Annotated in this window: 11 protein-coding genes; 1 reads left to right on the top strand and 10 read right to left on the bottom strand. The window is 38.6% G+C overall.

The features are described 5' to 3' along the window. Nucleotides 1-134: 134 nt before the first annotated feature. The gene (locus NON16_RS18460) at nucleotides 135-3,236 is read right to left on the bottom strand and encodes a GNAT family N-acetyltransferase (protein ID WP_257350900.1); all 3,102 of its coding nucleotides are present in this window, start codon (nucleotides 3,234-3,236) and stop codon (nucleotides 135-137) included. Between the two features lie 439 nt (nucleotides 3,237-3,675). On the opposite strand from NON16_RS18460, the gene NON16_RS18455 reads away from it, so the two are divergent. Beyond that, nucleotides 3,676-4,164, top strand: coding sequence for a glutathione peroxidase (locus tag NON16_RS18455; RefSeq protein ID WP_257350899.1), 489 nt, complete (start codon nucleotides 3,676-3,678; stop codon nucleotides 4,162-4,164). Nucleotides 4,165-4,307: 143 nt separating this feature from the next. Here NON16_RS18455 and NON16_RS25725 read toward each other — a convergent pair whose 3' ends face one another. From NON16_RS25725 to NON16_RS18415, 9 genes are all read right to left on the bottom strand, one after another. Next, nucleotides 4,308-4,433 carry a Spo0E family sporulation regulatory protein-aspartic acid phosphatase gene (locus tag NON16_RS25725; protein WP_372508845.1) on the bottom strand — a complete coding sequence of 42 codons (126 nt, stop codon included), beginning with the start codon at nucleotides 4,431-4,433 and terminating at the stop codon, nucleotides 4,308-4,310. Between the two features lie 547 nt (nucleotides 4,434-4,980). Continuing rightward, nucleotides 4,981-7,218, bottom strand: coding sequence for a metallophosphoesterase (locus NON16_RS18450; protein ID WP_257350898.1), 2,238 nt, complete (start codon nucleotides 7,216-7,218; stop codon nucleotides 4,981-4,983). Nucleotides 7,219-7,526: 308 nt separating this feature from the next. Next, nucleotides 7,527-8,429, bottom strand: coding sequence for a C39 family peptidase (locus NON16_RS18445; protein ID WP_257350897.1), 903 nt, complete (start codon nucleotides 8,427-8,429; stop codon nucleotides 7,527-7,529). A gap of 316 nt (nucleotides 8,430-8,745) precedes the next feature. Next, complete coding sequence (locus NON16_RS18440; protein WP_257350896.1) at nucleotides 8,746-9,234, bottom strand: DinB family protein; 489 nt, start codon at nucleotides 9,232-9,234, stop codon at nucleotides 8,746-8,748. Nucleotides 9,235-10,053: 819 nt separating this feature from the next. Then, entirely contained in the window at nucleotides 10,054-11,487 is a 1,434-nt protein-coding gene (locus tag NON16_RS18435) for an aldehyde dehydrogenase family protein (protein WP_257350943.1), read from the bottom strand. 53 nt (nucleotides 11,488-11,540) lie between these two features. Further along, nucleotides 11,541-12,428 (bottom strand): dihydrodipicolinate synthase family protein, encoded by an 888-nt coding sequence (locus NON16_RS18430; RefSeq protein ID WP_257350895.1) that lies wholly within the window; start codon nucleotides 12,426-12,428, stop codon nucleotides 11,541-11,543. Nucleotides 12,429-12,617: 189 nt separating this feature from the next. Next, nucleotides 12,618-13,841 carry an NAD(P)/FAD-dependent oxidoreductase gene (locus NON16_RS18425; RefSeq protein ID WP_257350942.1) on the bottom strand — a complete coding sequence of 408 codons (1,224 nt, stop codon included), beginning with the start codon at nucleotides 13,839-13,841 and terminating at the stop codon, nucleotides 12,618-12,620. Then, a complete protein-coding gene (locus NON16_RS18420) occupies nucleotides 13,841-14,173 on the bottom strand; it encodes a (2Fe-2S)-binding protein (protein WP_372508843.1) in 333 nt (110 codons plus the stop codon). Before NON16_RS18420 ends, NON16_RS18425 begins: the two co-directional genes overlap by 1 nt. Before the next feature lies 1 nt (nucleotide 14,174). Then, a complete protein-coding gene (locus tag NON16_RS18415; protein ID WP_308216631.1) occupies nucleotides 14,175-14,438 on the bottom strand; it encodes a (2Fe-2S)-binding protein in 264 nt (87 codons plus the stop codon). Between the last annotated feature and the right edge of the window lie 41 nt (nucleotides 14,439-14,479).

Here is a 14,479-nt window from a genome sequence, read left to right as displayed (position 1 = left end):
CAAACAGGGCCAAGAAGTTCGAGGCGCGGCAGTCTTGAAGAACGGAACGTACTTAATTAGTACGTGAGTATCTGAAATGACAACGCAACGAAGAAATTTGCCAGCAATGTTTCCCAGACTCTTCGAACTACCCCTCAAAAACGGATTGATTTTAAGCTGGACAATGCACTATCAGGTACCCACTCTTTATTCAACATAAAGAAGACTGGTGTTGTGAAGAAGCGTTTTCCGTGGTCAATATTTAGTGTTGAATGAATTCCAAACATCATTATTTCTTTATTAATGTAGGAGTTAAGTTCGGTATCATTTAGATCGGTTATGACCTGGAGCTGATCATCATGATCCTCTGAACCAAAGACAACATTACGGCCAACTATTATCTGTTGCTCCCCTTTACCCCCATGGATCTTATGCCAATCACCGTTTGTATTTTGAAAACTCCCCCAGCCATTTGCTATATCTTGACTTGGTCTAAAGAAACAATTCGTATCCCATTTTTTCATGTGGATGTAACGATTTGCATTTTGAATAATTTCCGTTGTTTGGCAAAGAACAGATGAACCAGCCAGGAGTAAGAAATACTGATGGTATTCAAACCCTTTATATTTTTCATGTTCATCGAGTTTAACGACTACCTTCAATCCTTCCCATTTATTCCCTTTCGTATCGTTTAGTGTCACGAACTCAGCATGTCGTTTTTCTTTTAAAATTGAATTCGGACTAACCTCGCGTACTGTGCTTTGGACACCACCTGGCCAAGGGTTCCACCAGGATTTTGGTTGTACTTTCGGGAAGGAAGAGTCTAACCATTCCCTACCATTCGCTTTCAGTGAGTAGAGACTCGGATAGAAGTCGGGTGCGACAGAAATCTCTAACAGTCCATTGCTGCACGATAACGTTTCTAACCCTTTGTCTAGTAGAGATTTATATCGAATCGGGTTGCTCCCTTTTCTTACAAAAAGAGATTCCTTTTTCGTTTCAATTGAATCCAGTTTTAGTTTAGAAGATAATACTCCTATGTTTTCAGCATTATCGACATTGACATCAAAATCCCCTGTTTTAACAGCATCTTCCGTTTTAAATTGTTTACTGTTTAGTACTTTATCTCCTAAAAGAATATAGATTGTTCCATTAAAATAGGCCGCCTTGTAATCTATAACACTAACAGGAATGGTATACCCAGAAATAAATGGATTGTGATTATTTACAACAAACTCAAGATGTTCGGTCAACGCTTTTTGTTCGACGGTTTGTTGCATTGAAAACTCTCGAAACGAATCCCAGTCTTGAAAAGCACCAATTGTCATGTAAACTGGTTTTGTTTTAACAATTTCTTTCCCTTGTAATCGTCCAATATGGTTTTCAAAATAAACAAACCAACCGCCGAAATTAATCTTTTCATCCTTAGACCAACAGATTCCCCTTGGGGTTAAATTATCCCTTGAAAAAATCCAGTTCTCAGTTACTGAATCGCCCTTCCAATACTCATGGAATGAACCAATGGAATCCTTCATTTCTACAATCTTATTTTCATAAGGTATAACCGCTCTCTCAAGCGTATGGTAGATTGGATTGTTTAACCAAATATCTTCCTGTAAAGTGTTGATTTGTGTATTTTCCACCTCATAATGATGCTCAATTAAACCTTCACTATATAATTTCGCAACCGCGTGTAATTTAACATCCGGAAACGCTTTTGATTGATAGGTAGCCCGGTAACCTATTGAACTAGCATCTTCAATAAACTCTACCTTTTCTGCACGGACCTTTGAGAACTCCTCGGAAAAAGGTTTCCCTAATTTCGGATACATGAAAGCAGAATCTTGATCTTCAGTCTTTGTTTTTCCGGGTACTAGCCAGTTATCGAATTTCTGTAGCCACAAATGATACTGACCATTATATACGTGATAGGTTTCCTCACATTCTCCTGAAAATTTTGCGCCAATCCCTTTAAAAGCGACACCGATTTTTTTCGAATACGTTACAGCAGATCCATCTTGCTTCGTTGCTGTAATTGTCACTTCAGGTGAATAAAAACCATGCTGTTTTAAGGTGAATGGGACCGGGATTGAACACCTGGATTTCGGTTCTAAAGTAACTTCTATGTTGTTGCTCTCTAACTCCAATAAATCACTTTCTGGTAAAGAGAATGAGAACGTAATAGTCTCTTTATAGTTATTTTCGATATCAACAAACAAAGTAGTTGAACTTCCGATGTAAGACAAATTCCCCGGAGTATGGCAAGTAACATTAGCTGGAAATTTCGGCAATAGACCAACCTTAAATAAAGCGTCTTTTCCATTAATTGTTAACATCGTATTAACCGTCGGATGCGTTCTCCATATGCTCTGTTCTTCTTCTATTCGGTCTACATAAAATGGAGCTTCAATGGTCACTTCATCCTTTACCTCGACTGAATCTTTGTCGAGCGAGAACTGGATGTTTTTATTGTCTTCACCTTTAAGCGAAACCCTTAATGGCTTTCCTGTTTTATTTTTTAGGCTATAAAGAATTTTGTATTCGGACCCAAATACGAGTTTGAAGTCTTCAATCGTTGCAGAGATATAATAATCGTCTGTCTCAATTAAGCGAAGGCCTCTGCCAAATCGCTCAAATTGCATTTTCAACATTCGTTCTTCATTGGACCAAGAATATTCGTAATCACGGTAATCATTGTCCTTACTTCCATCTGGTTTTACCTCAATTACCCTTGTACTTGCTTCATACCAATTTAGATCCTTAAAAAAGTCTTGAACTGCTTCCGTATGTAATACTGTTGGCATAAAGTTCATTAAATGGGTTGCATCATCACGTTCTTCCCAAAAGAATCCGCATTTTTTGTAAAGGGGCACTGCTTTTGTATTGCCCGGCCATGTATACAGATCTAAACGGGGCCATTTCATATCAATCGCACGTTCTAAGGCTGTTAATACAAGCTTTTTACCAACTTTCTTACCGTGATAATCGCCTCGGACATTCAATAAAGGGATATATAAGGCTCCTTCGTCCTCACGATATTCACCTAGACTGCAATACCCCACCACTTTTTCCCCATCCAGTGCAAGAAATAAGTGTAGGTTTGTTGAATTTGCCTCTTGCTTTATTACTTGCTCTGCGGTTTGGACTGTATTTCCCCCACCCCAGCCATCTTGGCTATTGTTCCACATTTCTGCAACTGCTGCAGCATAGCTCGGATCGTATTCTACAATTTTTATTTGTTCGGTTGCTTGATTCATAATCAAATCCTCCATGTATTAGGCTAATTCACTAGCATTTATAAGGGCCCGAATCCACCATTCAGACTAATATATACAAAAAAAATTAAACCAGCGGAATGAGCGCCAGATCTTTAAAATTCATACGCCTCACAAGCCTATTTTAACATATTTTACAATAATCCCCTGCCTTTTTTGCTGATTTACCATGCTATATTTACAATTAATAAAGAATCTTCATAAAATTAATAAAGAGCATTACTATTTGAGTAACACCCTGATCAGTTTTCTTTAGCACCTCACTTCCAATCTTCAGCGCTCAATCCCAAATCTTCGTTACTCTCACTTCTATAACGCTCCCATCTCAATCTTCAGCATTTAGCTGGCTAGGGTCTTGAACTTGATATTGATTTGTAATAGGAATATTCTTATTCTAATAACCTAACCAGGAGTGTTTCATATGGGAACTGCTTATGATTTTTCAGTTTGTAAGATGGATAATGAAGAAGTATCACTTAAAGACTATCAAAATGACGTGCTGCTCATAGTAAATACAGCTAGCAAATGTGGTTTTACACCCCAATTTAAAGAACTGCAATCATTATATGAAAAATATCAAGATAAAGGATTGACGGTATTAGGTTTTCCAAGCGACCAATTTATGAACCAAGAATTCGATAATGATAAAGAAATTTTGGAATATTGTCAGCTAAACTATGGCGTAATGTTTCCGATGTTTTCGAAAATCGATGTAAAAGGAAAACATGCAGATCCATTATTTAAGTTTTTAACAACAGAGAAGAAAGGTCTTTTAGGTGCAGAAATAAAGTGGAATTTCACAAAGTTCCTAGTGAACCGTTCAGGTACTGTCTACAAGCGTTTCTCACCCCAAACAAGTCCTGTCAAAATCGAAAAAGAAATCGTCTCACTATTAGATGAAAAGAAATAAAGAAAACATGTCTACAGGAAATAAGGAAACACCTTATATCCTCTACAGAAAGCATTTTTTCCTTTCTTAACATGTAAGAAGAGGATGACTCAAAAGACCTTAGAAAAGACCAATCTGAATCATCCCCTTGCACTATTTGATCACTAATTGCTTGTACTATATTTCATCATCTTTATAATTATTTTATCAAGTTTTTCACTTAGGTGGATGGTCCGAGTATGAGTCCGGCCAAGATTCTCAGCCGATTCTTGAAGTTGTTTTTGAATCATTATTCTAGCTACATCTAACCTGTAAAAATAATTCGTTCCCAAGCCCATATCACCTCTTTATTTCACGTTAAGAAAGTATAAAAATACTTTCTATAGTATAAGTGCAACTAAGGCTCAGCCGGCGCAAAAGGCTTGGCTTTGCCAAGTTTTCTTTATATACGGTATTTTCATTTTAAAAATCGACAGAATTATTCGATAATTCAAATGGGGTTTAAACCTTATTCTGTCTCTTAATACTACTATTCGTCTTCAAACGCCACAATTAGACCGTTGTTGGTACAATTATACATAAAGTACTGAAACTAAGTTTGTTAAACATATTGACATACAACGCCATCACATTCCCTCTAGAATCATTTTTTATATGTATATTCTTAGGGTCATGAAAATGAATTTGTCGTTTTGTTTAGAGGTCCCTTTATTACGCTATCTCCTGCTTGATAAGGGGGGAATAGTTTTAACATCAAAAAACAAGCCTTCTTCATGTTCTAATGAGGAAGGCTTGTCTTTTTACATGGAAGTTTTACTTTAAAGGATACGAAATCACTTAATCATCTAATCGGATATCGTCAACCGCCCAGTACCAGTTGTTTCCTGCATTATACATTCTCCAGTTTAGCTGCATTGTTTTTGCATTATCTGGCACTCGGATTTTTTTCATTTCGCACTTGTTAAGAACGTGTCCACCAGCATTGTCAGAAGCAGAATTGCCATTATAGATAAGAACTTGCTGCTTTTCGCCATTATCAAAAGTTGCGGTTACTTCAGCGGTTTGTGCTCCTTCTTGCTTGTAATGAGAGGCAAATCCTAAATTAAGATCTTGTCCGCCTTTAACCTCTATTTTAGGAGATGTCAACGTACTATCAAAAAGTCCTGTTGAAGCAGGGCTGCCCGTATCATCCCATTCGTCAGGATCAGCAACAGCGATAACACCTTGTCCAAGATTGAAATCTCCTCGGTTTTGCCCATCGGCTTTTGACCAGAAATCTTTTGTTGTAAAACTCCAGCCTTGCCATTCTGTTGTTCCCTGGGGCATATTTGAGCTGTTTGTAATGTTCCAGCCGCTTGGGGGTGTTTGAGTCCAGCCAAGTATAGAAGAAGGAATGTTTTCATCAACAGCTGGTTTTAAAGAAGATTGAAGTTGATCAAAGCTCTGTCCTAGTAGCATATCTACAAACACTTGAACCTTTTTAGAACCAATCGGTTGATCTTGTTCATATGCTGTTACGGTTAGTTCAAATTGGCCTGACAATTCTTTATTTGGAGTAGCCTTCACGCTAAGCGTTTTTTCTTGATTGCCATTAAGCTCATAAGTGATCTCATTTTTTTCTAACTCCCATCCATTCGGAGTGTCTAGGTTTATTTTGCCTTCTGTTTTGTTAGTTCCATAGTTTTTCATCTTTACGTTAACAGAAGTCGTTTCACCATGTTGAACCAATGAAGGATTTACGGCAGCTGAAACCAACTCTACTGCTTTTGTTCTTCCTACAGCTTTTAATGTTTTCTTGCTTGTATTGTTAAAAGAATCAATTGCTTGTACTTCAATTTCATAGGCAGTTCCAGGTTTTAGTCCTTCCACTGGGAACTTCAGTGTTTTTGGAATTGGATCTAAATAAAAATCAGAGAAAGCCTTAAAGTCTGCATCAATCTCACCTGTTTTTAGATTTTTAGCTTTAATCCGGTAAGAGTGCACATTCAAGTTATCTTTTGCTTGTGGAAATTGAACAGTTAAACTTCTTAGTTGAGATTCTTTTTCTATTATTGAAAGTTTATCATGTTGTTTAAACTTCGGTTGTTTATCGTCACGATTTTCTATATATTTAAATTTTCGGGTATTAGCAGGATATTTTACTTTCCATGGTTTTGAAGTCAGTTTGTTCTGGTGAAAGTCATGCTTATTAATGATAACCTCGTTATTGTAAACTTCAACAACTAATCCTTGACTAAGTTCACGAGTTCCAGGAGGGTGAATGCCTTGAAGCTTTCCTTTTTCTAATTCAATATAACTTACCGAAGAAGTACCTACAGATGTGAAATCTTTTTGATGAATTGATCTTGGGTCTTCCAGTGGGTAATGGGAGTGCCCGGAAAATGTGATGACTTGAGGATACTTTTTTAATGTATCATAAAGCAACTTTACATTCTCCTGTGTACCCCAATCATCACTTCCATAGACTGTGTCCTTAATATGCTGGTGCAGGAAGACAAAAATTGGATGACCGGGTTTATCAGTCTGTGCTTGTTTAAGCTTCTCGCCAAGCCAATTAATTTGCTCTACTGTATATAGTCCATGAGTGGTGCCGTTTTCCGGACTTAGCGCAATAAAATGATAGCCTTTTACCCTTTTATGATAATAAATTGAGTCCATACCCGTTTTCTCTAAAAAACGTTTTTGGGCATCTTGAACAGATAGACCATTCCAATAATCGTGGTTCCCCATTGTAAACATGGAAACAGCATGGTCCTGCTTCTTTTCGTTATAAATTGAAAAGAAATTATCATATTCCGATTCGTATCCGTAATCGGTTAAATCTCCTACTACAACGAAAGCATCTTGTTTAGGAGCAGCCTCATTTAATTGATCCATTGCTGTCTTGAACTTATCCATATCAGTAGCGGACGAGTTGTCAATATGTACATCGCTAATTACTGGAAACACAAGCTCAGGTTGCCGTTTTTTGTTAGAATCTGATTTTTCAGAAGCAGCAATCGCGTTTGGTAGGAAGCATGTCAAGCTTAAAGTGACTGCCGTAATCATTAATGTAAGTTTCTTAGATTGTTTCATACTTGTCCTCCTTATTTTTTCCATAAAAATGATGAGAAATAAAACAATGAGTGTTTTTTATTGGTATACCATCTCCTTTTTGCTTGTTTTGTTATGTTTTTCGTTGCCTTCATAACTAATAATAAAAAAAAGATGTTAATTAACGATGAATAGTTTGTAAATTTTAAAAAAAACGTAAAAATGATTAATCGTAAAACTAATTTTTTTTCGCTGTTCCGGGATTGAATCTGACTCGTGACAGGGGACGATTTCCATAATAAAGGGCATTACCTTTAAATGATAATGCCCGTCGAATTAAAAGTACTATTTTATTTCTTATAAGTAATGGCTTGACTTCCCATTTGCTCCCAACCGCGTTTGAATTTTTCCTTTGAAATTTTTCGATTTTTCATGTTTGCTAACGGGTCGTTGAAATAAATGTACTCATCATCATATCCGGTCACAAGTACACTATGCTCCTTCATCGTTACCTCAATAGGACCAGCTGGTGTTTGCCACGTTTGCCAATATTCTGATGGTACGATGTCGAACCATGTGTTATTAATTACCCAAACTGGTTTGCCTTCGTCTAAGTATTGATAAATCGTTTCAAATGAAGAACCTGTAAAATCAACTACTCGGTTCGGTAAGTACTGTTCTGCCAGTTGTGCAATCGGTCCATGATAAACCCCATAGCCTTCTTCACTGAACGTGTACATGTTTCCTACAAAACCAGTGTTCGGATTACCGAAGTACACATTTCCGTCTTTCTCTGAATACGGAGTTGGATCTTTTTTTACTTGTTCAGCAAGGGTCATCTTATCTACATTGACCCCAGCGTATTGAAGCATCATCGCTAATGAAGTGACCTCACATCCTCTTGCAAGTTCTGGTTGTTGAGAGATGAGTGGGACATCCAACAGTACTCCATCATTTTCTTTTAAGATCGTTGAACTTGCCCAACCTATTTGGCCACTAGAAAACTTAATCTGATACCACTTTTCACCCTTCGAGTTAGTCGTATATCCGATTACGTGAAACTGGGTACCTCGACGATATTTAAGAATGACCTCGTGATCCGTGCTTGGACCGTTGCGAATGTTCCCGATCGACGCAGACATGGTCATCGTTTCGTCTGTTTTTGTGATTGAATGGGCCGATGCAGAAATGGATGGTACAAATAAAACCAAAATTAAACTGAAAATCACTGAAAATCGTATCCAGTTTTTCATAGATTCACCTTCCTTTAGTAGTTTCTCTTAAACACAGTTCGACAAAATTGTTCGATTTTTGTGGTAATTATCTAAAAATCCGACCAAAGTCACTTATGTATAGAAGTTTATAGTGATTGTTATATATGTTTAAGCATAGATTTTTAAGTACTTGCTCATTTATTGTTTGGTAGGGTCCTTTTACCTTTAGTTGAATATTGGTAGTTCCCAATCTTCTAAAGGTCGCCAGGTTTCTATTTATTCAAACTAAACCTTTACTTCAATAATAAAAAGCACTACTTCTTTTTTGAAGTAATGCAAAGTGGTTCCTTTTAAATTAATCCCATATATCCGGACATTCAACTCCCGCTGTTCTCATATAATCTAATAATTGTCCACTATGTATTGCTTCATGATAGGCATACCGCAGTAACATATCGCCCAATGGACGAATATAACCAGAATAGCCTTCGTCACTTAGATCCGATCGATCTATTTTTATTGCTTGTAAATCTTCTTTTGAAAATGATTTTACCAGGTTAATAAACGCTTCTCTGTACGGCTGGGCAAATTCAAGTTCCTTTTCTACAGTTGTAAGGTCTTTGGAGTCGTATGGAGCATCAGGGTTTGTGACACTGCCCCGATTTTCTATTACCTGCAGATAAAAATATTCAGCCTCCAAGACATGCCTTATCATTTCTAGACATGTCATAGCATTTGGGTCTGGACGCCAATTCAATTTTTCTTTAGGAATGGACTTCCATATTTTTATACTTCGTCGTCGAACCTCTTCAAAGTTCAAAATAAGCAGTTCAACTGAATTCATTCCCTTTCTCCTTCCTACATTATATTTCGGACCAACACTTTTTTGAAAAATAATTCCTAGCTTGCTTTGTGAGCCTTTGCATTTCCTATTCAATAATCGGGTCTTAAAACAACAAAATACTTGTTAAATTGTTCTGCATCTCCGCTATCGGAAAGAAATAAATAGCCCATAAAAACCTCCTACGATAACCTAATTAATAGTTTCTATTAACATAATTACAGTTCCTGCAAAAAGACCTCTTTTAATTACTAAAGAAGAGCGCCCGAAGTGTTTTTTTTAAACCGTTTATTCCACCAATTGTTGTATGTGGAACAAAAGGAAGGGGTCAGATACCTTATAATACTATGTTCGTTTACAAGTTTGATGATTATAGTAGCGTCAAAGGATAAAGAAAACTTGGCTAGCGCCAAGCCTTAGCGCAGGTGATCGCCGTAGTTGCGCTTATACTATAGAAAGTATTTTTATACTTTCTTAACGTGTAAAGAAAACTCGGCGATTGCCGAGCCTTAGGCGAAGTCAGAGCCGTAGTTGAACTTATACTATAGAAAGTATTTATACTTTCTTAACGTGCAAATAAAATCCACCCTGAGACGCGACTCATTCGGGTGGATTACATTTAACTTGTTTTGTTATTTTTTATTTTTGTAAAAATACATCGTAAGTGGAGCAAATCCGAGGTTACTGAAGAAAAGGATCCTGAGTCTAACTATATCCCTTTTCTCAAATACCTGTTACTTTTCGAAAATCTGATTGAATTCAAAAAGAACGCCTTTTGGATAAAAGGACCCGATTCAAGTATTAATAATCTACTTTAATTCTTTAACCGTAATGAACAGCACAGGTTTTAATAATTGAGTAAAAGTCTAAGGCAGCCTGACCTTGTTCACGGGTATGTGAACTTGATTGTTTCATACCTCCGAAAGGGGCTTGATATTCTACACCAGCAGTTTCTTGATTAACCCGGACCATGCCGATTTCAGCATCATCTAAGAAGCGATGTGCTCTGTGTAAATCATTGGTAAAGATGGATGCGCTTAAACCGTAATCGGTATCATTAAGAATGTCGATCGCCTCATCATAGTCTTTTACTTTAATAATTACAGCCAACGGTCCAAATGTTTCCTCCTGAAATAAAGCATGGTTACTGGATACGCCAGTAGCAACCAGCGGTTTAATATAATAGCCGTCGTAGGTCGTTTGATCCTTGCTTTCATAAACGATTTCGGCTTCTTTTTGAGCGAGTGCAATATAACGATTCATTTTTTTAAATTGTTCTAACGATGCAACGGGTCCTAAATACGATCCTGCCTCAAGTGCATGTCCAAGCTTTACGTTCTCCATTTCCTCTTTTAAAGCATCGATGAATTGGTCATAGATGCCTTCCTCTACAATAATACGGCTGGTTGCCGTACATTTTTGTCCTGCTGAGCGAAAAGCCCCACTTATGATTGGCGGTAAACTTTTCTGCAAATCCGCGTCATTTAATACCACAGCAGCGTTTTTGCCGCCCATCTCGGTTTGATATTTAATATTTCGCTTTGCACATACTTCTGCTAGTGAAAGTCCAGTTGAGGTCGAACCAGTAAATGATAAGCCTTTAATATCTGCCTTTTCCGTTAAAAAGGTACCAATTTCACGGCCTTTACCGATGATAAGATTTAAAACGCCTTTTGGAAGTCCCGCTTCCTCGAAAATCGTACAAAGCTTGTAAGCTGTTAATGATCCATTCTCAGCCGGCTTCCATAATACAGTATTGCCGCAGATCAATGCAGGCGCAAGTTTCCAGATTGGAATTGCAACAGGAAAATTCCATGGCGTTATCAATGCGATAACACCTAAAGGTGCACGTTTTGTGTACTGTAAAACGTTTTTAGCAGCTGAAGGAATGACATCACCATCCGAACGAACTCCTTCAGATGCGTAATACCTTAATAACTGGATACCCCTAGTTACTTCACCTTTCATTTCTCCGAAAGGTTTCCCCATTTCTTTGCTAGCTAATGTTGCGAGTTCTTCATGATGTTTCTCAAGCGCGTTGGCCATAGCATATAGGTATTGACCACGTTCATTTCCAGTGATATCTTTCCATGTTGTAAGAGCTGCATGGGCAGCATCTGCCGCTATACTAGCCTGATCAACCGTAGACAAGGTGATTTCACCAACAGTTTCAGACAAATCAGAAGGATTCTTTACTGTAATCGTGTTACCTTTACCTTTAGTCCATTCACCATCTATCCAGTTTTTAGTTTCAATTTGGGCAACGATTGGAGAGTTTGCCATTTTTCCAGCTCCTTTCATAATCCTATTTATCCTTTTGTAACCGGACTGTTGATCGCTTTCTGAAATTGTTCCTTAATGGCAACATACACTTCGTCCGTTAAAGCTAAACGAGGCGGTCGTGTTGGTCCGACTGGCTGTCCGGCTAATTCCATCATATATTTAATAGCTTGAACGAGCTGTGGTTCGGCATCATAATGAAAGAGCGGAATCAGTTTCCGGTAAAGTTGAATTGCCTCATCCACTTTTCCTGCTCTAGCTAATTGAAAGAGTTTCACACCCTCAGCTGGAAGTGCGTTCGGAACACCGGAAATCCACCCTGTCGCCCCGCATAAAGGACCTTCCATCGCTAAATCGTCCACTCCGATAAGGACTTCTAAATCCGTTTTCTCCAAAATATCATGTACTCGGCGTATATCTCCGCTAAATTCCTTTACTCCCACTATATTGTCGAGCTTAGAAATCTTAGCTAGTAAATCAGGAGTTAAATCAACCGCGTAATCTCTCGGGTTGTTATAGGCAATGATCGGTATTCCGACCTTCGACAAAGCTTCATAATGAGCAATCACTTCATTTTCAAGTGGATTATAATTAATAGGAGGCAATGCCATAACCCCTGATGCCCCACTGTTCTTCGCATGTTCTGCCCAATACACTACATCTTTGGTTGCCGGTGCTCCCGTTCCTACTGTGACAGGAACATGCCCTTTACTCGCTTCAATGACGGTTTCAACAACTTTTCTACGTTCCTCATTGGATAATGTGGCGTATTCTCCAAGTGATCCTGCAGGAATGAGTCCATTAACACCTTCGCTAATGAGCCACTCGCAAATTTCGTACAATCGCTGGTAATTGACTTCGTAATCGTTCGTCATTGGCGTAACTAATGCTACATGAACACCTTCAAACTTTGACATATTAAACACTCCTTTTTTAGATTCATAGATATACATGCAATAATGATGCCAGAATTAAATATGCTTGATTTTCAAGTTGAATGTTAGGACAGCGCCTTTGAACTACTTCATGCGGGGGGCTGAGTTCGAGCGTTATAAATATAATAAGTTTTACATGTGTTAAAATTATTAGACAGTTTTATTTGCAGTTTATTGTCCACTAACCTCCTTTTTTTGAAAGTCTGCTGCGATTGTTTCCATGTGCTTTCGTCCCTTTTTAATATCGGGATGAAATTGAATAAGTGCCTTTTCTCGCGTTTTCTCTATATGTTCAATTGCTCGTTTTATTTCTGCATTCTCTGTTAATTTTCCAAGTGCTTCAGAAATTGATAATCCCGCGAGATGACCCTGTGCTTTAGCAACCTTCGCACTTTCGATACCCGTGATGTTCCCTGCAACAAACAGACCATCTACTGGTGTTTTCATTCTTTCATCATGAATTGGAACATGTCCCCCGAGAGACGGAATGTATTTAAAAGGACAACCGGCAACACCTACAAGCTCAACAAGTGGATATAGCCCCCCCGCTATACAGACAAAATCTACTGGAATGGTTCGCTCACTTCCTGGAACAATGTCCCCTGATGCTGTTAAATCTGCGGTTTTAACTCCTTGTACCTGCTCGTGCCCTACGATCTCAGTCACGACACGTTTCATCTGTACTGAAATGTTCCATAATTTAAATCCATTTTTCGGATACATTTGAAGGGATAATCTTTGAATAAATGCTGATTTTCCAGCTAAAAGGCCACCCCACTTCAAAAGCGGTGATGGGGCTAAGTGGGTCAAATGCAGCAATGACTGAAAAACATCCATAGGATGACTAACCCCTTTGGTTAAAAGGTGCTCAGGGGGTAAAACAATTCCCTGTAAATGAACACCTGCCAGTTGCAACTCACGAGCGATGGCCAATGACAACACGTTAATACCAATCACAATACCGTTATGTCCGGGTTTCACCTGATGAACATTAGTCATCACTTGGGCAGCCCCGATTGACATCACCCCAGGCAATGTCCAACCCGGAATCGGAATGCTGCGCTCGGCAGCACCAGCAGCAACCAACAATGTTTTTCCTCGATAAATTCCTTCATTTGTATGAACCAACCAATTATCATTCGCTTTTTCAATATGGTACACGCTTGTTCCTAGTTTTAAATCTATAGATTGATTCAATACTTCATCAAAAAGCTTTTGTGCTTCTTCAATTCCATTCCACCATACATGGTCCGGTTCTTCATGGAGTTGACCGAGCAAACGGCCACCAGGCTTCATAAATTCATCGATAACTGTCACATCGACACCGTTTTGTGCAGCGGAAATAGCAGCTGAAAGCCCTGCAGGACCTGCCCCGATGATCAAACAATCTTTCATCATTGATCACCTTCTTTAAAAGGGGTCGGCAACTGCTTACCTGAGGACACGACCATACCGTCCTCTACTGGTGTCAAACAAGCACGGACCCCTTCCTCTCCCCTGGCCGTTACACGACATTCAAAACAGTGGCCGATATTGCAGTAAACACCTCTTGGCGATCCGCTTTCTTCATGCCGCCGTAACATTCGAATACCGTTTGCCAACAAGGCGCTAGCTATCGTATCTTCTTCATAAGCTTTATAAGGTTGATCCTCAAAGACAAACGCTATTTCCTTACGATTCTGTTTAAGCTTAAGAACTGGGTGTTTTGTTACACGGAAAGCGTCCAATTTATTTTCCTCCCATTGTTTTAAATGGAATCGGCCTCACTGGCGGTCGGTATTTTAAAGGAATAGCATCACCAGAAGGTTCACCGTATACCTCTGCAACGATTTGATCTACAAAGGTGCGGCATGTTCTTCCTCCACAGTAGCCCATACCTGCTCGAGTACGAAGTTTGGTTTCACGTGATGAACATTGATGATGTTCGACAGTTTGATAAATATCTTTATACGTGACTTCTTCACAACGACAAATGATCATGTCTTCCCTCATCATCTCCCTCCTTATAAGAACATTATCCTCATAAGAAACTA

This window comes from Pseudalkalibacillus decolorationis (assembly GCF_024609785.1).
Classification (GTDB): domain Bacteria; phylum Bacillota; class Bacilli; order Bacillales; family Fictibacillaceae; genus Pseudalkalibacillus; species Pseudalkalibacillus decolorationis.
The sequence above is the reverse complement of the archived record's forward strand: the minus strand, read 5'-3'. Positions and strand labels throughout refer to the sequence as shown.